The organism is Microcoleus sp., assembly GCF_049646505.1.
Classification (GTDB): domain Bacteria; phylum Cyanobacteriota; class Cyanobacteriia; order Cyanobacteriales; family Microcoleaceae; genus Microcoleus.
In genome coordinates, this window is the sequence record NZ_JBARVX010000007.1 from 1 (window position 1) to 23,842 (window position 23,842).

A 23,842-nucleotide genomic window follows, 5' to 3' on the forward strand; every position below is an offset into this window, starting at 1 on the left:
GAGAAGAATTATCTTCAAAGGCGGAAATTCCATCACCCCCCCTTAGCAAGGGGGGGCAGGGGGGGGGTTCCTGGGAAATTTGCGACATTCCGTGGCATCCTGATATTGTGCCCGTCGTAGCCATCCCCGATTTTGAACTTTCTACAGCCGAAGCGCGCCAGGTTTTGCCAACAGAGTACAGCAGGGCTGATGCGATTTTCAATGCCGCACACCTCGGTTTGCTGGTGCGGGCTTTGGCTGCGGGCAATGAAAACTGGTTGCGTGCCGCTTTGCAAGACAAAATTCACCAGCCTTACCGGCGATCGCTGATTCGGGGATATGAAGCGGTGCAACAAGCCGCCCTGAATGCAGGGGCTTGTGGAATGGTAATTAGCGGTGCCGGGCCGACGCTTTTGGCTTTAACTGATGTTACTAATGCTGTGGCGGTTGTGAGGGAAATGGCGGCTGCTTGGGGGGAATTTGGGGTGAAGGCTGATGTAAGGGCGATCGGGCTTGATACTCAAGGATCGCAAATCTCCACTTAATTATTGGTAAGGTGCGTACCCAAGAGGGCGATCGCATCTTAAAAATTCGCCATCATCTAAAAATATTAAGACTACCCCCGCTTGACATTCCACAAACGTTTATGTAAGAATATCTTACATAAGGTAAGAAATAGGTCGCGCCATGAACTCAAAAGATGTGGAGGTAAAGCTCGTAGAGGTGCTTCAGGAGATCCAAAGCGTTAGCGGATACGACGGAAGCGGAATCATGGCAAACACCTGTCCTCTTAATGACCTTGAAGGGTTTGACAGTATGCTCTGGCCTGTCGCGATTGGTATGCTTGCTACTGCACTGGAAGTAAAAATTCCAAACGACAAAAACATTTTTCTCTCGAAGGATGGCAAGCGACAACTTACCATCAGCGAATCAGCAGCTATAGTCTGCGCGATCGTCAATAAAGGAGAGACTTAGATATGAGTCAGACAGATAAAAAAAAAGCAATTATCGCGAACCGTATTCGTGAAGCTCGTAAAATGGCCGGTCTCTCGCAGGCTCAGGTAGCCAAGATGTTGAGTCTTCATCGGCCCTCCGTTTCAGAGATAGAAGCTGGCAATAGAAGCGTTTCTGCTGAAGAGATGGCAAAACTTGCTGAGATTTTTGACGTGAGTTTGTCATGGCTAATAGGTGAAGGAGCAGAAAAAGTAGATGTCCGCGATAACAAACTTCAGCTTGCAGCCAGAGAACTTCAAAAGCTGAAACCAGAAGACCTCGACCGACTTCTAACAATACTTGCCTCAATGCGAAGTGGAGGAGAAAAACTGTGACCAATAAAACTACTTACTTCAATATGAAGCGAGAGAAACAAACTTTGGCTCAAGAGGCAATGCACAAATCAATAGAAGTGCGGACGCAAACTGGTTTCGATCTCAAAAGTCCGATCTGTATTTATGGTTTGTGTGACCAGCTTAATGTCAGAGTCAAGTTTGTTGACATCAGCAGCATGGAAGGGATGTATTGCAAAGAAGAAAAGCCGCAAATCTTACTTTCAGCACTGCGACCCTTTCCGCGACGCACTTTTACTTGCGCTCACGAACTCGGACACTACATTTTTGGACACGGTTTAAAAGTTGATGAGTTGATAGAAGACTCAAAAACCTCAAAAACTTTTAACCCAGATGAGTTTTTAGTTGATTCCTTTGCAAGTTTCTTGCTAATGCCCACTTTGGGAGTGCGAAAAGCTTTTGTCGATCGCCGATGGGATTTTACTTGTGCAACACCAATTCAGATTTTTACTATCGCCTGCAATTTTGGTGTTGGGTACGAGACTTTAATCAATCACATGACTTATGCCCTAAAAATGATCGATCGCACACAAGCTTCCTCACTTCTCAAAATTAAGCCCAAAACTATCCGACAACAGATACTCGAATACCCATCTTCCGAGCCATTAATTATTGCTGACGAACACTGGTCAATTCCTACCATTGATGCCGAAATCGGAAGCCAACTGTTATTGCCAAGCAACGCAGAGGCAGCTAATCAGACTATTACTTTTCAAGAAGACCGTCCTAATGGTCGTCTTTTTCGAGCTAACCGTCCCGGCATCGTGCGCGTCTACTGTCGCAATACAAGCTGGGCAGTTTTTGTTCGCGTTTCCCGCCATCAATTCGTTGGTTTGAGTCAATATCGACACCTTGAGGAACCAGAAGATGATTAGTAGTTTACCTTTGATTATTGAAGAAACAAATCTCTCCCACGCTTGGAGTCGTGCATTTCTCCATGTCATCGATAATCCGGGCAAGAACGTTTCGCCACTTTTAATAACATTAACGGGTTTTACCAATGGTATGCCCAACGAAGACCCAGCTATTCGAGAGGCTCTTGATAATTGCCTCAAAATTAACAGCCAACAGTCAGTTCACACCGTTGCAAATACAATCTTTCCTGCTTCATACTGGCAAAGGTCTAAACACGATCGAAATAAATTATTTGATACCTACCTCGAAACTTTTCCCAGAATTCAAGCTCTCGCGCCCACTAAAAACCATCGCGGTCTTTACTTTGAAAGATTAATTTCATATGGTTCTGGACCTAATAATGGCAACCAACTCGAATACATTATTTCTCAGTATAAGTCAAATCCCAACTTTAGGAAATCGATGTTTCAAGCCTCGATATTCGATCCGGCACGAGACCACATTTCTACTGCACAAATTCCCTTCCCTTGTCTCCAACACATCAGTTTTATGCCGAAGAAAAAAAGCTTAATAATGAACGCTTTTTATGCTACCCAAAAGCTTTTTAACAAAGCTTATGGTAATTACTTAGGTCTGTGCAGACTGGGAGATTTCATGGCTCATGAAATGGGACTCAGCTTCGAGCGCCTAAACTGCTTTGTTGGCGTAGCAAAAATAGACAATATCAACAAAACTTCGCCCACTATAGAGGAACTTAAAAAAGTGGCACGTCAGGCAGTATAATTAAGAGCGACCGCACCGAAATCCAGCCGGATTTAATATGATAAACAAACGCTCAAACCAAGCAAATGCAAATCTAGCTCTACAGAGCAAACAACTAAGTCTTGAACTTGGTAATTATGGAGAAAAACCCAGATATGCTCCGACAATAATCTCGCACATTCTGCCTGCCAAGCCTACCGTTGTGTTCGATAGTTACTGGCGATTTGCCGCCGAAAGGCAGAAAATATTTTTCAAAAAATTAGAGAACGCACAAATACCTTGGACTGACGATCGCATTCTTTCCACATACAAATTTACCAATGCCTATAGAGCATCCGATCGCACAAGCCAGTACCTAATACGCAACGTCATTTACCGGGATGACCTTCCTGCTTCAAACAACGAAGTATTTTTTAGGATTATGATCTTCAAATTATTCAACAAAATAGAAACTTGGCAGCTTTTAGAGAAAAAAATTGGTTCCATAATTTACGCTGAATATTCATTCGATCGATACGATAAAGTTCTCACCGAAGCCATGAAGTCAGAGCAGACAATTTATTCCGCTGCATACATCATGCCATCAGGAGGAAAAACTCTAGGACACACTACCAAGCATCGGAATCACTTGAAATTGATCGAGATGATGATGGCTGACGAACTGCCTCATAAGCTCGCAGACGCACCGAATATGCACAAGGGATTCGATTTGCTGCGCGAATATCCAACCCTCGGTGATTTTTTGGCTTACCAATTTATTACCGATGTTAACTATAGCGAGATTACCAACTTTAGCGAGATGGATTTTGTGATTCCTGGGCCAGGAGCACTGGACGGTATCCGCAAATGTTTTCTCGATTTAGGCGGGCTGAATGAACCAGAAATAATTAAGTTTATGGCAGATATTCAAGAATCTGAGTTTGAGCGACTGGGACTTGATTTTAAGTCGCTATGGGGAAGAAATCTGCAACTTATTGACTGCCAAAACTTGTTCTGCGAAGTCGATAAATATGCTCGGATGAAACATCCCGATATTGCCGGAATATCAGGTCGCACTAGGATCAAGCAGAAATACTCAGCTAACACGCAACCCGTCGATTACTGGTATCCGCCGAAGTGGGGAATTAACCAGGCTATTGAAGAATACAGAACAACCAAAGCTCACACTCAATCTAAGTCAAAATAGAATCTCAAGGAGTGAAGTATGGATTTTCGCGAGTATCAAGAACAGGCGCTGAAGACGGATCGAGTTCCTACCAAAAGCGGAGACGGAATTATCGTCCCCCTACTTGGTTTGGCAGGTGAAGCGGGTTCGCTGCTCACCGAGTACAAAAAACACCTTCGAGATGGAGATGCCCACAAGCTTTTCAAAGATGCGATCGCAGAAGAGTTAGGAGATTTGCTCTGGTATGTTGCCAACGTAGCAAGCAAATTCGATCTCGATTTGGAAAAAGTTGCAAAAGGTAATATTGAAAAGTGTCGCGCTCGTTGGGGATGGAGAGATTCAGGAGAGACAGATGTCAGCACTACTGGATACATATTCGACGGTGGCTTTCCCCAAAACGAATGTTTGCCACGGCACTTTATAGTCGAGATTACTGAAGTGAATCAAGGTGGCTCAGTTAAAATGAGGGCATTCATCGACGGACAACAGATTGGGAATGACCTCAGTGACAACTCTTATTCCAGCGACGGCTACCGCTTTCACGACGTTTTTCATCTCTCTTATGTCGCAGTTTTGGGTTGGTCGCCAGTCATCCGCAGCAACCTAAAACTCAAGCGCAAAAGCAATCCCCGCATTGACGAAGTAGAAGATGGGGGGCGAGCAATAGCTATTGAGGAAGGCTTGTCAGCTCTCGTATTCAGCTATGCTAAGGATCACAACTTTTTAGAAGGAGTTCTCGCTCTTGATTACCAACTACTGAAAACTATCAAAAATATGAGTTCGCATTTAGAAGTTGCTCGGTGTTCGCTTGGTGATTGGGAGAAGGCGATTCTTGCAGGCTACGAGGTCTGGCGAAAAGTGGAAAAATATCGAGGAGGAACAGTTGTTGTTGATAGGGGCGCACACTCAATAACCTATGCACAAAAATAACAATCTTTAGGGTTAAAGTAGCGAGATAAAGAGTTAAGTAAGTGGGGGTTTACCAACAGCAATGGCACTCGCCACTGCATATGATTGCGTATGACTTATACTCAAAAACCATATGGCAATACCGAGTTCTGCAGCGATTTCTTGACATCTTCTATACAGAACTACTGACGGTTTACCTGTTGGCAAACGTTGGATTTCAATATCAGTCCAAGAAATTCCTTGACTCCACCCAGTACCCATAGCTTTAAGCACTGCTTCTTTGGCTGCAAAACGACCTGCGAAGTATTGGATTCGGTGGGAATCAGAGCCAGCAATACTGCTCTCTGTTGCCGTAAAGCAGCGGGTTTCAAAATGATTTCCTGACCGATCTATGAGTTGTTTGATGTCTTTGATTTCAACAATATCAATGCCGTGACCGAGAATATTCATACTGTTACTTCATGGGCACAGTTAACTCAAGGAATAATTGAACTAATTAATCATTTTGACAGAAGCTGATGCAATGTTTAATGATTACCTGGAAGCTAGTCAGTACAGATAAGAAAGAGGAGTTGTATTGCTTCTAACATACAGCGGGTGGCGCGGATGGCCTCTCTTGGTAATTCCCAAACAGCAGAGATTCTCACAGCCAGTTAACCAGGAGGAAACGGTTTGGGAGCGATTCATCAAATTACCCCGATTGCCCCAAGCCACAATAATTCGATCGGCTCGCTCCACAGCTTCTTGGAGATAGCGGTCATTTTCAGGCCCCACGGGATCTAATACCACGCGCAGAATATCTGGTCGCGGGGCACGGTAAGCGAATAAATTGACTACTTCGATCGAACCGCAACCCCAAGAGCGGGCAAAGCCTAAGCATCGGCGGAGGGTGGGATCGTCAGTATTTGCATCCGCACGACTTGGGTTGAGCATAACAAAGACGATCCTGGGAGCATTGGTGTCCCACTCCCGCCACAGCGAGTAGCGGTAAAGTCCTGTGGGATCGATCGCTGCACCTTGTTTCATAATTTGTTTCATTTGAATGCCCAGGCAAATTTTAGGCGTCAGACTTCGCTTCTGTCAGCTCAACAATCAATTTCTTATAGCAACCGCCAAGACGGTCAGGACGTTGTTAATCGCTGAAACCATCGTTATTATTGCATTTTATTTCTTCCTGATTCTTCCTTCCGCTTTTCCTCTGCGGTTAATTTAAAAATTTAGTGATTTTGAAGACAATTCCCGACTCAACACTCGATCGCACTCCTCAATTTTCCACCGGATCTAAAATTCCCCTAAAGTTCCACCGCCTTTGGCAAAACCCTTCCCAAGATAGAAGTTAGGGGGCGATCGGTCTAATATTCGATTTTGACAGTCATCCCTACTCGATCGAGCATTACAGCCAAAGTATCGGCGGTCGATCGGGTAAAATAAAATTAATTATCTCGCGATCCTGTTTCTTGCAAAAGTTCCTTTGCCCAAACCAGATTTTCTTCGGACAGGGGCGGTACAGGTTCTCGATCGTAACCGATCCGATAATCATAGCCGGCGCGATCGTAAATACCTGCGAACAATTCTGGTAAATTAACAATGGGTTCTACATCTTCCTCGCGCAATGGCAGCGGAAATATAGGTAGAGAATCCTGGAGATTAAAAGCATAAAGTTCGGCAAAAGGGCGGCGAGGGCTGCGACTGACTAAAACCCGATAATCGCTTTGAATGGAACTGTTGAGTACAGGCATCGGTTCCCAGCTTCGCAACAAGTCGATTTCCACTAAATTAGTTAAGCTACCTAAAATACTCTGGCGTTTTTTGAAATAAGTAATTCTGCCTTCTCCGCTGCGTTTGTTGACAGGAAAAAGAATTTCAATTGCCGTGACAACTTGTTTAGTTGCCATTTCTCGCACTTCCAGGTAAGTTTGTTTAATTTTTTCAGGAATAGGCACTTTGACGGTAGTAGGAAGTGCGATAGTTACAGTGGCAACTGAACGGGTGGGAACATCGGGGCTATTAGATTGACGTTTAATCGCCACATCGGGGATACCAACTAAAAGCGAGTCGCCATTACTTTTACTGTCGGTATCGGTAATTTCATAGATGCGTTTGTCGATCGCAATTTCATATTTAGGGCGAATTTGGGGCATGATGCTATCAGCGATCGCGACAATTAATCGATTGTGAGTTTCCTGCCAAAAATCCGGGTGTTCTAAGTAGGGGTCCATTCCAGGAAAGGGTGAGGGCATAGGACAGCATTCCGATGTATTGATTTTAAAATCATTTTAGCACTGGGTTCGATGTATCGAAACCGAAAATATAATTTGGCGGCGGTTAGATGAGTTAAATATCACCCGGAACATCTCTATACTTTCAAGGCATAAAACTTAGAAATACTAAGCCGATCGCAGATTTGATATTGGCTGCAAATGGCAAAGGAATTGTCCAGGATGGACAGTTGACGAAGCGCCGTTAATCTTAACTAACTTAGAGACTTTACCGTTCGCGATCGCAGCCTGCAAGCAACAGATGAGAATTGAGAAAATGTTCCGCGATTGCAAAACAGCAGGCTGTAATGAGTGAGGGGACAAGGTTAACAGAAGACCGATCGATTAAAATGATTCTCTTAATCACAATTGCCTGTAGTCGCGACATTATTGAACGTACTGCAGTCAAAAAGAAGTATTTACAAAAGATTTTTTGCATTAAGCAATCCCAAAGAACATATCGCAGACGCAGTACATTCGGGAGAGGCAATGATAGCCAACAGTGGGTTAATTATCTTGAAAAATATGCTAAACCTGTGGAATAGCTAATGAAATTAACTCATAATAAGCGTCACTTTTATCAAAAAAGTCTCTGGTCTAGAAGCGACGAATACAAAGTTTCTAGCTTAGCTGTATTTGTCGCCCCCCAGATAAGCCATAACTCAAAATTGAATTATTGTCAACGGTATTTTTTCGGAAATATCGAAGCTTAAATAAAAATTGCTAGCCCAGATGTAGGTAATATCCCACTTTATTCAGTATATTTGAAAATGCTAAGTTAATTAAAGATTTTATGAATGTAACGCATAAGTCTTTACATTGTCGATCGCAATTTTGTTATTCTATTAGTTGAGTTTCATTCGATCGGCTAAATTTTTGTACCACAGTCCTACCCCCTAAACAGAACGGCAGTTTCCCCATGAGAATTTTAGTCACAGGCGGTGCGGGTTTTCTCGGTTCCCACCTAATCGATCGCTTAATGGCCCAAGGACACGAGGTAGTCTGCCTCGATAACTTTTACACCGGGACTAAACGCAATATCCTCAAATGGCTGGACAACCCGTATTTTGAGCTGATCCGCCACGACATCACCGAACCGATTCGGTTAGAAGTAGATCAGATTTACCATCTGGCCTGTCCTGCTTCGCCCATACACTATCAGTACAACCCTGTCAAGACAATTAAAACAAATGTCATCGGCACGATGAATATGTTGGGATTGGCAAAACGGGTGAAAGCTAGATTTTTTCTCGCTTCTACCTCCGAAGTGTACGGAGATCCTGACGTACATCCCCAAACAGAAGAGTATCGCGGCAACGTTAATTGTATCGGAATTCGCAGTTGTTACGACCAAAATACTGAAATTTTGACAGAAAACGGCTGGATACCTTTTCCCAAATTACAGCCGGGAGTCCCCGTAGCAACCCTCAATCCAGAGAATCAGATTGAATACCACGTTCCCGATGAGTTAATCGTACAACCCTATGTGGGTAACTTGCTCCGGTTTGCCAACACTAAATTTGATTTTTGCGTGACTCCCAATCACTCGATGTATGTCAAAAACAGAACAGGAAAATTGAAATTTATTCGAGCCGATACAGATTTATATTGGCATCATCAAAGAGCCATCACAGGAGCAGAGTTTTTAGGATCTGAAAAAGAATGGTTTGAATTAGGAGAACCCCCGCGCAATGCTAAAGTAAACGTCGAACGGGTGCGGATGGATGATTGGCTAGAATTCCTGGGTTACTACATTTCTGAAGGTTGCGTCCATGTCCGTAGACGAGCGCGAGTAGTTAATGGCTCCAATTATGATGTTGCTGATTACAACATATTGATTGCTCAACAAAATCCAGAAGGACGGACAGCTATAGCAGAGTGTCTAAAGCGCACTCCCTTTAAGTTGTTCGACTCGGACGACCACCAATTTCGGATTTGTAGCAAACAGTTAGCAGAAATTCTGCTGCCACTGGGCAAGTCTGGCGACAAATACATACCGCGAGAATATCTGAATCTTTCTCAGCGACAGTCATTAATTTTGTTCAAAGCTTTGATTTTGGGAGATGGCTCTGAAAGAGGAAATGCCTACGCTTATTACACTAAGTCAAAACAATTAGCTGACGACGTACAAGAGTTGGCAATGCGCTGTGGCTATGCCGCAACGGTGGTAAATCATGCAGTTGGTCGCGACCTTTATCGAGTTAATATTCGGCCTGCAAAAGATGCAAATCTGGTGAATCCCGAACCAGTTCGCTATGCTGGCAATGTTTACTGCGTCAATGTTCGCAATCACGTTATCTGCGTCCGCCGGAACGGCCGGGCTGCTTTTTGTGGCAATTGTTACGACGAAGGAAAACGAGTAGCTGAAACCTTATCTTTTGATTACCACCGGCAAAATGGGGTAGACATTCGAGTTGTGCGAATCTTCAATACCTACGGTCCCCGGATGTTGGAAAATGATGGCAGAGTTGTGAGCAACTTTATTACTCAAGCTTTGCGAAACGAACCGCTGACAGTATACGGCGACGGTTCCCAAACGCGGAGTTTCTGCTACGTTTCTGATTTAGTGGAAGGATTTATTCGCTTGATGAACAGCGACCAAATCGGGCCGATGAATTTGGGAAATCCCGGCGAATATACTATCTTAGAATTGGCACAGAAAATTCAAAACATGATTAATCCTGGGGCAGAAATTATTTTTAAACCGCTGCCGCAAGATGACCCGAAACAGCGACAGCCGGATATTACTCGTGCTAAAACTTGGTTGGGATGGGAGCCGACTGTGCCGCTGGATCGAGGTTTGGAGTTGACTGTAAAGGATTTTCGCGATCGCATTGAGGGAAACAAAAAGTAGAGACTCAAGAGAAGGGGAGACTCAAGAGAAGTGGGAGATTGGGAGAGTAGGGGATGAAAAAAATATTCCCAATTCCCAATCCCCAATCCCCAATTCCCAATTCCCAATTCCCAATTCCCAATTCCCATCTAACTTATTTACTTTGAGGACATTTCTATGCGTGTTTGTGTCATCGGTACAGGATATGTCGGTTTAGTCACCGGCACTTGTTTAGCCCACATCGGCCACCAGGTAATTTGCGTAGACAACAACGAAGAAAAAGTCAAATTAATGAAATCGGGACAGTCGCCAATTTTTGAACCCGGACTGTCTGAATTAATGCACTCTGCATCTGCGTCGGGCAATCTAGAATTTACTTCGGATTTAGCAGCAGGAGTGGCTCACGGAGATATTTTGTTTATTGCGGTGGGGACACCTCCTTTGCCTAGCGGGGAAAGCGATACTCGCTACGTGGAAGCGGTGGCGCGCGGCATCGGCGCTCACCTCGACGGCGATTACAAAGTCATTGTCAATAAATCTACAGTACCGATCGGTTCTGGGGACTGGGTGCGGAGGATTGTCCTCGATGGTTTGGCGGAACGTCAAAAAGCTCAAACCAATGATGCGGCTACGGGCGAGGAAGTGGCGGCAAAAACAGGCGTGCAATTTGATGTGGTTAGCAATCCAGAGTTTTTGCGGGAGGGCTGCGCTGTTCGCGATACGTTTAATCCCGATCGCATTGTTCTCGGCAGCAATTCCGGGCGGGCTATGGATATGATGGTGCAGCTTTATAAACCGATTGTCGATCGCAAATTTGCCGAAAATCCGTCTTTGCCGGAGGTGCCTGTGGTGATGACTGATATCAGTTCGGCGGAGATGATTAAGTACGCAGCTAATGCTTTTTTGGCTACGAAGATTAGCTTTATTAATGAAGTAGCTAATATTTGCGATCGCGTCGGTGCAGATGTTACCCAAGTAGCCAAAGGTATCGGTTTAGATTCGCGGATTGGCAACAAGTTTCTGCAAGCTGGCATCGGTTGGGGCGGCTCTTGTTTCCCCAAAGATGTTTCAGCTTTAGTTCACACTGCTGAGGATTACGGCTACGAGGCGCATTTGCTGAGAGCAGCGGTGGAAGTTAACGAACGCCAGCGGTTGATTGCTATTGAAAAATTGCAGCAAGTTTTGAAGATTCTTAAAGGTAAAACAGTCGGACTTTTGGGTTTGACTTTTAAGCCGGATACTGACGATTTGCGGGATGCTCCTTCGCTGAATTTAATCGAGAGTTTGAACCGATTGGGAGCGAAAGTTAAAGCTTACGATCCGATTGTTTCTCAAACTGGGATGCGTCACGGTTTGTCGGGAGTTTTGGTAGAAACTGACGCGGAAAGATTGGCTGACGGTTGCGATGCTTTGGTGTTGGTGACTGATTGGGAACAGTTTCGCAATTTAGATTATGAAAAAATGGCGAAGTTGATGGCTCACGCGGTGATGATTGACGGCCGCAATTTCTTAGACAAGAAGGTTTTAGAAACGGCTGGTTTCCAATATGTGGGAATTGGAAGGTAAAGAAAGAGTTTTGAGGATAATCTCGTTTTCGTAGGGTGCGCTGCGGCGCACCTTACATTTGCTGGTGGAGAACAATCGGGGGTAAACCCGCTTGCTTTAAAAATTTTCCATCAAGGTTTTTTCTTGAGCGTAAACATCTCGTAGCTGTTGCAGTGCTGAGGCTGAAATTACCGATTTAACTGTAGCGACTAATTTACCCCATTCCAGCAAGCTGTCAACTGAAACAGCGGCTTTGAAGTTGTACGTATAGAATTTAGTCCAAAATTCTGGTGCTTGGGTGCGTTTCCAGCGTTTGTACCATCCGAGGAAATCTCGAGCGCAGGGCTGTTTTACTTCTAAGATTGGGGGGAAATCGGCGTAGCTGACGAATCTGCTGAGGCCTTTGGCGTGCACGTACACCATGTTGTGACAGCATTCGATCCGGTAAATTTGGTCTGGTGTGATGTTGAACAGGAGTGCTACTGTTTCTTCGGTGACAAATCTCGATCGCGGATTGACCATCGATGATTTGTGAATAATTTTTGATGCGCCGATCGCTGACGATCTTAACTGATTTTCTGATATCATTGTAGTTGCGTATCCTGGTTGTAGGTAAATCTATCTGCTAGGTGCGATCGACAGAAATTATCTGTCGGCATTAATTTTAACTGGCGATCGTCTTTAGTTGGCATACCGGGGGCGATCGCTTTTTGATATATTATACTAAATCCAAAATTTTGTAAATAGTAAATATGAGCAAAGGCTTAGTTAGGTTGCGGGTTCGAGAGTTGGCGGCCGAGAAGGGATGGACGCTCAAGGAAGTTGCCCAGCGATCGGGCGTGGGGTACAGTACGATTAGCAATTATGCCCGCTCTCAAGGCATGGCGATGGTTGACTTTGCAGCAGTGCACAAGTTGGCTCGCACTTTTGATGTGATGATTGAAGATTTTGTGGTAATCCTAGAAAAGTAGCTGAGCGTTTTTCCTAAATTCAATATCAGATTGTACCATGTTTTGGATTAAATTTAAGATCCGTTTACCCTGCTGACAAGTGTAGATTTTTTGGCCGCAGGTTAGTACAAAGTCAACTAAACCAGAAGAAAATCACGGTACTCAAACGAAATACCGGCTGCGGGAAAAACCTGAATGCTGAAAAATAAGCACCTCAAGGATTTGTCAAGTATCGTCTCCAAACAAATGGCTTACCCGTAAGCCGGAAAGATGTGCCCGATAGTGGTAAATTTGGAAAAATCTTCCTTCTTCCGATTTCCATTTCTCTTGTGCCTTCTTGCTTGGGGGCAATTCTTGATTTATCGTAACAGTTGCCTCAAGCCTGAAGTTTTATGATTGTGGCAAATCAAGTTTCCGGCTAAAAATCCGGACGCACTAAACTCTACAACCGGGGATTGCTAAAAAATGATGATGAAAGCCCAAGATATTATGACAACAGAAGTTGTTACCATTCGCGGTTCGGCAACGGTAGCTGAAGCAGTGGCGATGATGAACGAACTTTGTCTGCGCGCGTTAATTGTGGAACGCCGCCACGATCAAGACTCCTACGGTATCGTTACGGAAACGGATATTGTCTATAAGGTAGCAGCCTACGGAGTAGACCCGAAAAAAGTCCGCGTTTTCGAGATTATGACCAAACCGTGCATTACAGTGAATCCTGACTTGGGCGTCGAATATGTGGCGAGGTTGTTCGCCAATACCCGCATCCGCCGAGCTCCGGTGATTAAGGACAAACTGCTCGGCATTATTTCGGTAACGGATATCTTGACAAAAAGCGATTTTGTTGATAAGCCGAAAAGTGTTTTATTTGAGGAAGAAATCGAAAGGGCGATCGCGGATGCCAGAAATGCCTGTTCCCAGAAAGGCGCTACTTCTAGAGAGTGCGCGGTAGCGTGGGACATTGTAGAAGAAATGCAGGCTGAGGCTTCTCACCAGCGATCGATGAAGCTTGAGAAAACGGCTTTTGAGGAATATTGCGAGGAGAATCCCGAAGCTGCCGAAGCGCGAATGTACGACAGTTAATTTAGTCAATAGTCATTAGTCATTAGTCATTAGTCATTAGTCATCAGTCATTTTGCCCGCTCCCGAAGTGGAAGGGTAGTCATTAGTGCTGTCCCCCGGAGCTTTCCGTCGAATGTCATCAGGAAGAAGGACACAGGATGCTCAGAAATGGGGTTTTTGCGAAATATTTCGTTTGAGCGCACAGATTTGTTAAAAAACCCGGTTTCTCATAGTCGGCGCGCCCTACACGCTATACCTAAAATCTTTCTGGTTGGAAAATTACAGTAAACAAATAAACTGCGAGTCCGATGATTATTAAACCCAAAAGGCTTAAACCCCATGCAGCTTTTTTAGTTAAACTTTCATCTGTAGCGGCATACACAGCGGGAGCTATTATCAAGTTAAAACACATTACTAGAAATAGCTGCACCGGGATTGGGTGGCGCTGCCACAGCATTTGTGTTAATTCAATTGTTTCTTGAAAGTTCCTGGGCAAAACATCATTGATCAAATCGTTCCGTTTCATAATCCCTCCGATTTTGGCGATCTAAAGTCGAGACATATCCTCTATATCTGCGTTTCCAGGCTATACCAGGGAACGAGTTTAAAACGAGGCGATGACTAATTATTGATGACTAATGACTGATGACTAATGACTGATGACTGATGACTGATGACTTCTTCTATGCCAACCCGACGGCGACAATCAAAATATCGATAACTTTGATGGCAACAAACGGTGCAACTGCTCCGCCCAATCCGTAGATTAAGATGTTTCGCTGCAACAGTTGATTGGCACTTAACGGGCGAAATTTTACCCCGGTTAATGCTAGGGGAATTAATGCGGGAATAATTAAAGCGTTGTAAACTAATGCGGATAAAACGGCTGATTGACCGCTGGCTAAACCCATGACGTTTAATGCGCCAACTGGGGCAAACATTGCCGGAATAATTGCAAAATATTTGGCGATGTCGTTGGCTAGGGAGAATGTAGTCAGCGCGCCGCGAGTAATTAGCAATTGTTTGCCGATTGTCACTAAGTCAATGAGTTTTGTGGGGTCAGAATCTAAGTCCACCATGTTTGCGGCTTCTTTGGCGGCTTGGGTTCCAGAATTCATCGCGAGTCCGACGTTTGCTTGGGCTAGGGCGGGTGCGTCGTTGGTTCCGTCTCCTGTCATTGCTACTAATTTACCTTCTGCTTGTTGCTTGCGAATTACTTCGATTTTGTCCTCTGGAGTTGCTTCGGCTATGAAGTCGTCAACTCCGGCTTCGTCGGCAATTACTGATGCTGTAATTCGGTTATCTCCGGTGAGCATGATGGTGCGAATTCCCATTTTTCGGAGTTGGTCAAACCGATCGCGAATTCCGGGTTTAATCACATCTTTCAAATAGATAATTCCGTAGGTGTCGCTGCCTTGACAAACAGCTAAAGGCGTGCCTCCAAGGCGGGAAACTCGCTCGTAAGCTTCATCGAGATCCGGGCCGAAATTGCCGCCGCGCGATCGCACAAAACCCTTCACCGCATCCACCGCACCCTTGCGAACCTCCGTACCATCGGGTAAATCGGTACCCGACATCCGCGTTTTGGCCGAAAAATCAAGCCCCGCGGCTCCTCGATCGTTGGTGCGATCGAACTCGGCGACTGCGCCCAACTTTTCGGCCAAACGGACGATCGACTTTCCCTCTGGCGTATCGTCAAACACACTCGCAGTCAGCGCTACCTGCGCCACTTGTTGCAGCGAATGACCGTTTACCGGAATAAACTCCTCGGCTAAACGGTTGCCCAGCGTGATCGTCCCCGTTTTGTCCAAAATCAGCGTATTCACGTCGCCACAAGCCTCAACGGCGCGCCCAGAGGTCGCTATCACGTTAAATTGAGCGACGCGATCCATCCCCGCAATGCCGATCGCGCTCAACAAACCGCCAATGGTTGTTGGAATCAGCGCCACCAGCAGCGAAATCAGCGTCACCACGCCCACAGGAGTTTTCACATAATTGCCGATCGGCGGAATCGTTGACACCACAATCAAAAACACCAGAGTCAGCACGGCCAGCAGCACAGTCAGCGCGATCTCGTTCGGCGTTTTCGAGCGTTCTGCGCCCTCCACCAGCGCGATCATCCTGTCCAAAAAGCCCTTACCGGGGTCGGCCATCACCCGCAGCGTCAGTTCGTCAGAAAGGATGCGTGTCCCGCCGGTAACGGAACTGGCGATGTCCGAACCCGGTTCCTTGAGCACTGGGGCGGATTCGCCGGTGATCGCAGATTCGTCTACAGATGCGACACCTGCGATCACTTCGCCGTCGGAAGGAATGACATCGCCTGCGATCACTTTAATTTGGTCGCCGCGTCTCAAAGATGTCGAACTTACTTCTTGAATTGAACCGTCTGGTAGGAGTTTGCGGGCTGTGGTGTCGGCTTTGGTCGATCGCAGCGCGTCTGCTTGTGCTTTGCCGCGCCCTTCTGCTACTGCTTCGGCAAAATTAGCAAATACCAAAGTGAAGAACAAAATAAACGTGACTAAACCGTTGAACACTCTCTGATTGTTTCCGGGAACCGGGCCGAACAGCGTGGGGTCGATCGTTAATAATGCAGTCACAATTGTGCCAACCCACACCACAAACATTACTGGATTTTTCAGCATCACCCGCGGGTTCAGCTTGACAAAAGCTTCTTTAAAAGCTCTTTGATAAAGACCTTTTGTATTTGCTTTGGGCGTGTGTTTGCGAGACTCGCGAGAGCCTCCACGGCGGTTTTTTGGGGAATCGGGGGTAACCATCTTGTTGATTTTAGATTTGGGATTTTAGATTTTAGATCGGAGGATTTGGGATTTTAGATTTTAGATCGGAGGATTTGGGATTGTGACCTTTCCCATCAGATTCAGATCCCCCCCAGCCCCCCTTAAAAAGGGGGGAGCATGACCGTCAAAGTCCCCCTTCTTAAGGGGGATTTAGGGGGATCGAAGGCGTCGCTAAAGGTGAAGGATTTATGTCTGCGGGTACATTTATCGCCGGCGGTTCCAACTTAGCGCTGCTAATTTCAAATCCTTCAGCAATTGGCCCCAAAGCTAGGACTGGAAAAAATGTCAGCGCGCCCAGAATTATGATTACTCCTGCGGTTACGCCGGTGAACAAAACTGAGTCTGTTCTGAGTGTTCCGGTTGTTTCGGGAACCAGTTGTTTGTTTGTCATGCTGTCAGCTAGCAACAGCATCGCCACAATTGGCACGTAGCGCCCCATCAGCAAACTAAAACAGGCGCTTAAATTCCACCAAATTCCTGTTGCTGCGGGTTGAGAATCTCCTAATCCTTCAAAGCCAGAACCGTTGTTAGCTGCGGCTGAAGCGTATTCGTACATTACCTGGGAAATGCCGTGAAATCCGGGGTTGCTGATGCCGCTCAAGCTGTCGGTAAAGGCGAGGGTAATCGCGCCGGGAATTAAAACTGCGATCGGGTGAACTAACAAAACCACACTGGCTAAAACTATTTCCTTTTTTTCAATTTTGCGTCCCAAAAATTCGGGCGTTCTACCCACCATCAGTCCGGTGAGAAACACGCTCAAAATCAGGTAAATAAATAAGTAAGCTGTTCCGGTTCCTTGTCCGCCCCAAACAATTTGCAGAAACAAGTTAAACAGAGTAGCAAAACCTGCGGGAGGCATTAAAGAATCGTGCATTCCGTTCACGGCACCGCACATTGTACCAGTCGTAGTCACCGCCCAAAGTGCAGTTTCTGCCCAGCCAAACCTAACTTCTTTTCCTTCTAAATTTGGTTGTACGGAACCCAGTAAATTATTAACTTGAGGATTTCCTTGGTATTCGCCAACTGCTGCAATGCCAATTAAGGCAACATAAATTATAAATACCATCCAAAAAATCAGCCATCCCTGTTTTTTGTTGTTGGCAAATCTGCCGTAGGTGTGAATCAGTGCTGCTGGGATGGAAACCATTGTTACTGTTGCCAGCAGGTTAGTAAAAGGGTTGGGATTTTCAAAGGGGTGAGCCGAGTTAATCCCGAAAAATCCGCCGCCGTTTTCTCCTAGTTGTTTGATGCTTTCAAAGTGAGCGACTGGGCCGCGGGCAATAACTTGGGTGCTGCCTTCTAAGGTGGTGGCAACTGCGGGGCCTGCCAGGGTTTCTGGCACTCCTGAAATTAGCAATAACAAGGCGATTATTAAAGATAACGGCAGGAGAATTCTGGTAATTGATTGAATTAAATCGATGTAAAAGTTACCTAACGGGCGGCCGGTCAGTCCCCGAATAAAGGCGATTCCTACTGCTAAACCTGTGGCGGCTGAGGTAAACATTAAAAAACCCAAAGTTAACTGGGATAGATAACTGTATGTTGTCTCGCCGGAGTAATGCTGTTGGTCGGTATTTGTGAGGAATGAAATTGTTGTGTGCAGGGCGGTATCCCAGGTTGGTGCGCTGAGGCTGGTGGGATTTAAAGGCAGCACTCCTTGAAGCATGAAGATTAGAAAAACAAATATCCCCATTGCTGCATTGCTGTAGAATAGCGATCGCGCATATTGCCACCCTGTCATGGAATCTACAACCCGGATGTTGCCTGCTTTATAGATGAGTTGTTCTACTGGTTTAATGGCGGGATCGAGGATGGTTCGTTCTCCCATGTACACCCGCGCCATGTAATTGCCCAAGACGGGCGCGATCGCGATTAAAATGATTAGCGTTAATCCGATTTGAATTAATCCTTGTAACATAACTGAACCAAAAAGTCCTCGTTGGATAAATACTTTTCACCACTTGGCAAAGGGCTTCTAAAAGAAGTCCACAAAGCCGGGTGAGTTTTCTTCAAGGTAAAATATAGTTCGGGGGCGATCGCCGAATTCAATGCTACTGCTAAAATGCAATCTCCCCAGAATATCGCCGGGTTTTCGCTGGCTAAAATCACTCGTCCTTCTCTTACCAACCCCAAGCACTGGCAGCTACTGGGCAATGGTATAGCATTTAATGCCATGCCACAATAACTGCTGTTGAATAGGATGGCAACTTGGATAAGTTTTGGTTCTGCAAAGCTCATATATGACTTTTGCTAGCCACAAAGTGCGGTTTACTCTTAATAATTACTATACTGAAGGCTGTGATTTTTGATAATCAGCCTAGAGGTATAAGTTGGTGCTTAGAAGTTATGTTTGGTTTTCCTATATCTTGACAAATAGACAAATGTTTAGATATTGGTAGGTATCTATATCAGCAGATATAGATGCTATCTAAACGCTCTGTTTTTTAGCCACAGCCACAGGAGACGAGATATTTTTAAGAAAGGTAGAAGCCAGAGACTTGAGTGTAAATATAAAATTCAAATGGATTAATTGAGGATGTTGAAAAGCTTATTGAAAAGTCAAAAAATCCTGATACTTCAAGAGAAGTATCTGCGCGCCCGGTGGTCGTTAGCGCAGCCCTCGAAGAGGATCGCACTTTTATTTGCGATCGTCATAGCGCTGGAATTTAGCACGCCGTCGGAGTATCTGTTTGGATACTTGTACACGGGGCCGATTTTACTGGCAAATTCGCGCCTGAGTCGCTGGGGGAAGTTACACATTACTCTGGTAGCGGTAACTTTGACGCTCTTAAATTTGTTTGTCCCTCCTGGGGAAACGATCGCCCTAGCAACTTTTGCAAATAGAGCGATCGCAATTATGGCTTTGGGAGTGACGGGATATTTGAGCGATCGCAATCAGCAGTACGAAGAAGCGATCGCAGTCGCCAAAGCTCAGTTGCAGTCTCAGCAGCAGCTAGCCAGCATCCGCGAGGATTTTGTCTCTACTTTGAGTCACGATTTGAAAACGCCGATGCTGGGGGCGATCGAAACAATTAAAGCTTTTAAATCGGCAAAATTTGGCGATGTTACTCCCAGTCAGCAAAAAGTTCTCGAAACAATGGCGCGATCGCACAAAATGTCGCTACAATTAGTAGAAACGCTGCTGGATGTTTACCGCAACGATACTGAAGGTTTGAAACTGCAACTTTCCCCCGTAAATTTAGTGGCTTTAGCAGAAGAAGTAATCGCCACATTGCTCGATTTGTCCGCAGCGCGTCGAGTTTACATAAATATGAGTTACGGAGAGTCAGATTTCCGCCGCTCTTTGTGGATAAACGGCGATGCAGTGCAACTCCAGCGCGTTTTTGTTAATTTGCTAACAAACGGGATCAACCATTCTCCTCGCGGTGGTAAAGTAGAAATAGTGATGGAATTTTATTCGAGTTATCAAGTAGTGAAAGTTATTGATAGCGGGTTGGGAATTACAGCAGAGGAACTGCCCCACTTGTTCGAGCGCTTTTATCAAGGAAACGGCGATCGGCAAGCCAAAGGATCGGGATTAGGGTTATACTTATCTCGCCAAATTATTGACGCGCACGGCGGTATAATTTGGGCAGAAAACAAATTGCCGCACGGCGCTTTATTTGGATTTCGATTACCTGCTATCTCAGAAAAATGAAACCAGCTTATCCCTTGCGAATTCTGTTAGTTGAAGATGACGAATTGTTTCGGTTGGGACTGCAAACGCGGTTGCAGCAAGAAAGTTGCTTGCAAATAATTGCTGAAGCCGAAGATGGGGAAACAGCGGTAGAATTGACTCAGGAACACTTACCCGATGTGGTGGTTCTTGATGTCGGTTTGCCGGGAATTGGCGGGATTGAAGCTTGCCGCCAAATTAAGCAGCAGCATCCAGAAATTCCGGTTTTAATTTTAACATCTCACGCCCAAAAATCCTTAATTGAAAGGTTAATTTCAGCGGGAGCTCAGGGATATTGCGTCAAGGGAATTGCGGCGGAAAATTTGGTGTTGGCAATTCGATCGGTAGCGGGGGGTGCTTCGTGGTGGGACAAGGCGGCAACTTCGGAAATTCGGGCGGTTTTTGTTAATCCCGAACCTGTGAAAGTTGGGTCAAAATCCGAAGTTTTGGAAAATCCGCTGACGAAACGGGAACAGGAAATATTAGCTTTAGTTGCGGGCGGAAAAAGCAATCAGGAAATTGCACAAATATTGTACATTGCACCGGGGACTGTGCGGGTGCACGTCCACGCGATTTTGCAAAAGTTAGAAGTGCGCGATCGCACTCAAGCTGCTGTACTGGCAATTCAGAAAGGATTGGTAGCAGAAGAACTGTTAGGCGATCGATCTTAAGTCTGATAGTTTATAATGACTGACAAAACCTCCGTAAATAAAAACTATGAGCTTTATCAATCCAAAAATAGATTTTGCGTTTAAGAAGATATTCGGTTCTAACGAAAGCCGAGAAATTTTAATGAGTTTTTTGAATGCTATATTTTATGAAGGCGAACCTGCGATCGAAGATTTGGAAATCATCCCTCCTTATCTGCTGAGATTTTTGGAAGTAAAGACACTTATTTAGATGTCAAAGCTAAAATTAATGATGGCAAAACTGTGATTGTCACAATCCAAGTTTTGAACGTGGCAAAATATCGTAAGCGAGTTTTATATAATGCTGCTAAAACTTAGGGAATGCAATTAAATCTAAGCGATAGTTATTATAGACTGAGACAAGTAATCGCTTTGAACATTACAGATTTTGAAATGTTTACCGGTCAGTCTGAAGTAATTTCACGCTTTGCTTTCAAAGAGACGCAACGACTGTTTGATTATCCCGATAACGAAATTAAATTGATTTTTATCTACCTGCCAAAATTTAACAAACCATTGTCTGATTTTGCAACACTGACGGACAAGTAGATTTATTTTATCAAAAATATAAGCAGTTTAGAAACGGTTCCCGAAACAATAGTTGCAGTGCCAGAAATTGAGAGAGTTTTTCAAATTGTTGACGACACGAATATGAGTTAAAAAGAGTTAGATGAATTGCCAAAACCAGAGTTTTGGATTCAATATCAACAAGGTGCGATCGATCTGGGCATTCAGCAAGGAAGACAAGAAGGAAGACAAGAAGGAAGACAAGAAGGGATTAAACATAGCATTTCGAGCTCTCATATGAAGTGCTGTCGGCCTCTGCGGCCTCCGCGGGCATACCTCACAACGCTTGAGAACCGCTATAGTTGCACAAGCAAGCCCATAAAAAATTAATTTAGATTGCTGGTTTTAGGGTGGCAGCGATCGGTATTATAAAACTACAGCGCATTCAAGGTTTGTGCAATCGCGACGGGTGGACACGGCACTGCCGTGTCCTGGGGTGTCTTTCATCAATCGGGAACCTGCTGTATTTTTTATTGGGAATTTAGGTGCATATACATGGGACAAATAATTATTAACGAATTCCGTCGTAACGGTCAATTTCAAGGCAACGAGTACGTAGAAATCCTGTTGACCGAAGATTTAACGGCATCTCAACTTGAAAGTTTTTTTGTGGGCGATTCTAGCGGTACAACAATACAAAAACTTTCGGCTTATCAGTTCAGGGATATGGCGAGTATTGCTCCTGTATTCAAGGCTGGAACAATAATTGCGCTCGGCGGTTCAAGTGTAATTCCAGCAAACGATACTACCTACAATCCCGTACCGGGCGGAAATGATTCTGATTGGAACATTCAATTGCTACTAAATAACGGTGCTGGCGGTACGTACCTCAATAATGTTTTAGTCGGTTCCAACGCCTTCGGAGGCGATTTTGCAGCATCGGATGTGGTGTGGGTAGATACTAGCAGTACAGGAACTACTTCTGTTGATTCGATCGCCTGGCCGACAACAGGTTTGGGAACATTTGGCAGTGCAGCTAAAGTGCAAATTCCAGCACCGAATAACGGTAACACTGGCAATGTTGAGTTTTATAGCGCTCTTGACGGGGTTAACCAAAGAGCTAATTATGCTGTCAAAAGTCCCGGTTCCTTGGGTTTGCCCAACGGCGGAATTAACACTATTTATATTAACAGCCTCCGCAACCCGCAAGTCAACAGCGCTCCAACTTTGGGAAATTCTAATGCTAATACACTCCTCCCAATTAATGAAAATACAACCAACGCAGCTAACACAGGTTTTACTCCTTTAGCCATCACCAGCGAGTTAGGAAGTAACAATGCTAATAGCTATGCTTTGGGCGTCGCAGTCACCGCTGCAGACAATACTAACGGCAATTGGCAATTTTCAACTAACGGCAATAATTGGACAAATTTCGACACCCTGTCGGAAACTTCAGCGACAGTGCTCGGCCCTAGTCTTCTTTATGATGGATCGCTTGGCAATACACCCAGTTCACAAAATTGGCTGTCTTTGACAAATTTAAATTCTATTTCTCCTACCGATACTGCTTCCGAAATATTGAGCGGAAATGGAATTAATTTAAATAGCACTGCTGCCGATAGCATCTATGCTGGCTATACAAATAATCCTTTAAATCCGTCATTTCCACCGCTCGATCGCAATTCTGGCTTTAGCTTAGGTTTTAATCTGCAAATTATCTCAGAAGCGCGCGCTAATCCAAATCAAGCGGGTTTTAGCATTATTGCCGTTACCAGCGATCGCAAAGCAATTGAAATAGGTTTCCAACGGTTATCTACAACTTCTGGCAGGATATTTGCAAAAGGAGACGGCATTACTCCCAACCCTGGCCCAGAAACCAACGGCTTATTTCTGCCTGCCGAAAATATTGCTTACGACACCAATCGCGCTACTAACTACACTCTCAGAGTGCTCGGCGACAATTACTTTCTTTCAGACGGCAGCGATATCATACTAACAGGCCCGCTGCGAGATTATGCGGCATTTAGCGGTGATATCGATCCTTACGAAACTCCTAATTTTTTATTTCTAGGTGACGGCACAACCTCGGCGCAAGCTAATATCAACTTGACGGGGGTTTCCCTGCTAACACGTGCGAGAATCCGCTTTGCACCCAACCCAGACTATTACAGCATTTCTGGAAGCGAACCCACAATTACTTTTCGGGGGTGGGATGGAAGGAATGGGGCGGGTAACGGTACTGCGGGCGTTAATGCTTCAGTGACTGGGGGAACAACGCCGTTTAGCACTAATAGTTTGACATATTCGATCGCAGTTAATCCAGTCAACGATGCACCTGCGTTTGTCAGTGGGGGCGATCGCACCGTGGGCCGCAATTCCGGCGCGCAAACCTTTGCTGGATGGGCTACAGCCATTTTTCCGGGCCCCGCCAATGAGTCGGCACAAACCGTAAACTTTCAAGTGGTGGGGAATGACAATACTGGTTTGTTTAGTGTATTACCTGCGATC

22 protein-coding genes and 4 pseudogenes are annotated in these 23,842 nt (G+C 45.1%); 18 read left to right on the top strand and 8 right to left on the bottom strand.

What is annotated here, in order from left to right; translation table 11 throughout:
• The 7 genes from WBA89_RS00375 to WBA89_RS00405 all read left to right on the top strand — a co-directional run.
• Positions 1-524 (top strand): homoserine kinase (locus tag WBA89_RS00375; protein ID WP_424403004.1); only part of this gene is annotated, 524 nt, incomplete at its 5' end.
• Between the two features lie 142 nt (positions 525-666).
• Positions 667-954, top strand: a complete 288-nt coding sequence (locus WBA89_RS00380) for a hypothetical protein (protein ID WP_424403006.1) — start codon at positions 667-669, stop codon at positions 952-954.
• A gap of 2 nt (positions 955-956) precedes the next feature.
• Complete coding sequence (locus WBA89_RS00385) at positions 957-1,307, top strand: helix-turn-helix domain-containing protein (protein ID WP_424403008.1); 351 nt, start codon at positions 957-959, stop codon at positions 1,305-1,307.
• Complete coding sequence (locus WBA89_RS00390) at positions 1,304-2,200, top strand: ImmA/IrrE family metallo-endopeptidase (protein WP_424403010.1); 897 nt, start codon at positions 1,304-1,306, stop codon at positions 2,198-2,200. Before WBA89_RS00385 ends, WBA89_RS00390 begins: the two co-directional genes overlap by 4 nt.
• Positions 2,193-2,963 carry a thymidylate synthase gene (locus tag WBA89_RS00395; RefSeq protein WP_424403012.1) on the top strand — a complete coding sequence of 257 codons (771 nt, stop codon included), beginning with the start codon at positions 2,193-2,195 and terminating at the stop codon, positions 2,961-2,963. The genes WBA89_RS00390 and WBA89_RS00395 overlap by 8 nt, the downstream gene beginning before the upstream one ends.
• A 37-nt stretch (positions 2,964-3,000) precedes the next feature.
• Entirely contained in the window at positions 3,001-4,128 is a 1,128-nt protein-coding gene (locus WBA89_RS00400; RefSeq protein WP_424403014.1) for a nucleotide kinase domain-containing protein, read from the top strand.
• Positions 4,129-4,146: 18 nt separating this feature from the next.
• Entirely contained in the window at positions 4,147-5,037 is an 891-nt protein-coding gene (locus WBA89_RS00405) for a nucleoside triphosphate pyrophosphohydrolase family protein (RefSeq protein WP_424403016.1), read from the top strand.
• 33 nt (positions 5,038-5,070) lie between these two features.
• Here the strand turns inward: WBA89_RS00405 and acpS are convergent, their stop codons facing one another.
• The 3 genes from acpS to WBA89_RS00420 form a co-directional block, all read right to left on the bottom strand.
• A complete protein-coding gene (acpS, locus tag WBA89_RS00410) occupies positions 5,071-5,466 on the bottom strand; it encodes a holo-ACP synthase (protein WP_424403018.1) in 396 nt (131 codons plus the stop codon).
• Between the two features lie 99 nt (positions 5,467-5,565).
• On the bottom strand, positions 5,566-6,054 hold the full coding sequence (locus WBA89_RS00415; protein ID WP_424403020.1) for a DUF1643 domain-containing protein: 489 nt from the start codon (positions 6,052-6,054) through the stop codon (positions 5,566-5,568).
• 395 nt (positions 6,055-6,449) lie between these two features.
• Positions 6,450-7,256 carry a DUF4058 family protein gene (locus WBA89_RS00420; protein WP_424403022.1) on the bottom strand — a complete coding sequence of 269 codons (807 nt, stop codon included), beginning with the start codon at positions 7,254-7,256 and terminating at the stop codon, positions 6,450-6,452.
• A gap of 937 nt (positions 7,257-8,193) precedes the next feature.
• Here WBA89_RS00420 and WBA89_RS00425 point away from each other — a divergent pair.
• From WBA89_RS00425 to WBA89_RS00440, 4 genes and pseudogenes are all read left to right on the top strand, one after another.
• A pseudogene (locus WBA89_RS00425) lies at positions 8,194-8,640 on the top strand (GDP-mannose 4,6-dehydratase); the annotation flags it as partial.
• Positions 8,641-8,994: 354 nt separating this feature from the next.
• Positions 8,995-9,486, top strand: a pseudogene (locus WBA89_RS00430) (LAGLIDADG family homing endonuclease); the annotation flags it as partial.
• Positions 9,487-9,507: 21 nt separating this feature from the next.
• Positions 9,508-10,128, top strand: a pseudogene (locus WBA89_RS00435) (NAD-dependent epimerase/dehydratase family protein); the annotation flags it as partial.
• A gap of 156 nt (positions 10,129-10,284) precedes the next feature.
• A complete protein-coding gene (locus WBA89_RS00440; RefSeq protein ID WP_424403024.1) occupies positions 10,285-11,673 on the top strand; it encodes a UDP-glucose dehydrogenase family protein in 1,389 nt (462 codons plus the stop codon).
• 96 nt (positions 11,674-11,769) lie between these two features.
• On the opposite strand, the gene WBA89_RS00445 is transcribed toward WBA89_RS00440, so the two are convergent.
• A complete protein-coding gene (locus WBA89_RS00445) occupies positions 11,770-12,240 on the bottom strand; it encodes a hypothetical protein (RefSeq protein ID WP_424403026.1) in 471 nt (156 codons plus the stop codon).
• A 164-nt stretch (positions 12,241-12,404) separates the two neighbouring features.
• On the opposite strand from WBA89_RS00445, the gene WBA89_RS00450 reads away from it, so the two are divergent.
• Positions 12,405-12,623 carry a helix-turn-helix domain-containing protein gene (locus WBA89_RS00450; protein WP_194062933.1) on the top strand — a complete coding sequence of 73 codons (219 nt, stop codon included), beginning with the start codon at positions 12,405-12,407 and terminating at the stop codon, positions 12,621-12,623.
• Positions 12,624-13,067: 444 nt separating this feature from the next.
• Entirely contained in the window at positions 13,068-13,685 is a 618-nt protein-coding gene (locus WBA89_RS00455; RefSeq protein ID WP_424403029.1) for a CP12 domain-containing protein, read from the top strand.
• A gap of 235 nt (positions 13,686-13,920) precedes the next feature.
• Here WBA89_RS00455 and kdpF read toward each other — a convergent pair whose 3' ends face one another.
• The 4 genes from kdpF to WBA89_RS00475 all read right to left on the bottom strand — a co-directional run bounded on the left by kdpF (position 13,921) and on the right by WBA89_RS00475 (position 18,700).
• A complete protein-coding gene (kdpF, locus tag WBA89_RS00460; protein WP_424403031.1) occupies positions 13,921-14,190 on the bottom strand; it encodes a K(+)-transporting ATPase subunit F in 270 nt (89 codons plus the stop codon).
• Positions 14,191-14,347: 157 nt separating this feature from the next.
• Entirely contained in the window at positions 14,348-16,441 is a 2,094-nt protein-coding gene (gene kdpB, locus WBA89_RS00465; protein ID WP_424403033.1) for a potassium-transporting ATPase subunit KdpB, read from the bottom strand.
• A gap of 160 nt (positions 16,442-16,601) precedes the next feature.
• Positions 16,602-18,380: a potassium-transporting ATPase subunit KdpA gene (gene kdpA / locus WBA89_RS00470; RefSeq protein WP_424403035.1), complete on the bottom strand. Its 1,779-nt coding sequence runs from the start codon at positions 18,378-18,380 to the stop codon at positions 16,602-16,604.
• Positions 18,365-18,700, bottom strand: a complete 336-nt coding sequence (locus WBA89_RS00475) for a TrkA C-terminal domain-containing protein (RefSeq protein WP_424403037.1) — start codon at positions 18,698-18,700, stop codon at positions 18,365-18,367. Before WBA89_RS00475 ends, kdpA begins: the two co-directional genes overlap by 16 nt.
• A gap of 298 nt (positions 18,701-18,998) precedes the next feature.
• Here WBA89_RS00475 and WBA89_RS00480 point away from each other — a divergent pair, with 298 nt between their 5' ends.
• The 5 genes and pseudogenes from WBA89_RS00480 to WBA89_RS00500 form a co-directional block, all read left to right on the top strand.
• Positions 18,999-20,120: a sensor histidine kinase gene (locus WBA89_RS00480; protein WP_424403039.1), complete on the top strand. Its 1,122-nt coding sequence runs from the start codon at positions 18,999-19,001 to the stop codon at positions 20,118-20,120.
• Positions 20,117-20,809: a response regulator gene (locus WBA89_RS00485; protein WP_424403041.1), complete on the top strand. Its 693-nt coding sequence runs from the start codon at positions 20,117-20,119 to the stop codon at positions 20,807-20,809. Before WBA89_RS00480 ends, WBA89_RS00485 begins: the two co-directional genes overlap by 4 nt.
• 46 nt (positions 20,810-20,855) lie before the next feature.
• A complete protein-coding gene (locus tag WBA89_RS00490; protein ID WP_424403043.1) occupies positions 20,856-21,038 on the top strand; it encodes a PD-(D/E)XK nuclease family transposase in 183 nt (60 codons plus the stop codon).
• A 161-nt stretch (positions 21,039-21,199) separates the two neighbouring features.
• A complete protein-coding gene (locus WBA89_RS00495; protein ID WP_424403045.1) occupies positions 21,200-21,376 on the top strand; it encodes a hypothetical protein in 177 nt (58 codons plus the stop codon).
• Positions 21,377-21,889: 513 nt separating this feature from the next.
• A pseudogene (locus WBA89_RS00500) lies at positions 21,890-23,842 on the top strand (sodium:calcium exchanger); the annotation flags it as partial.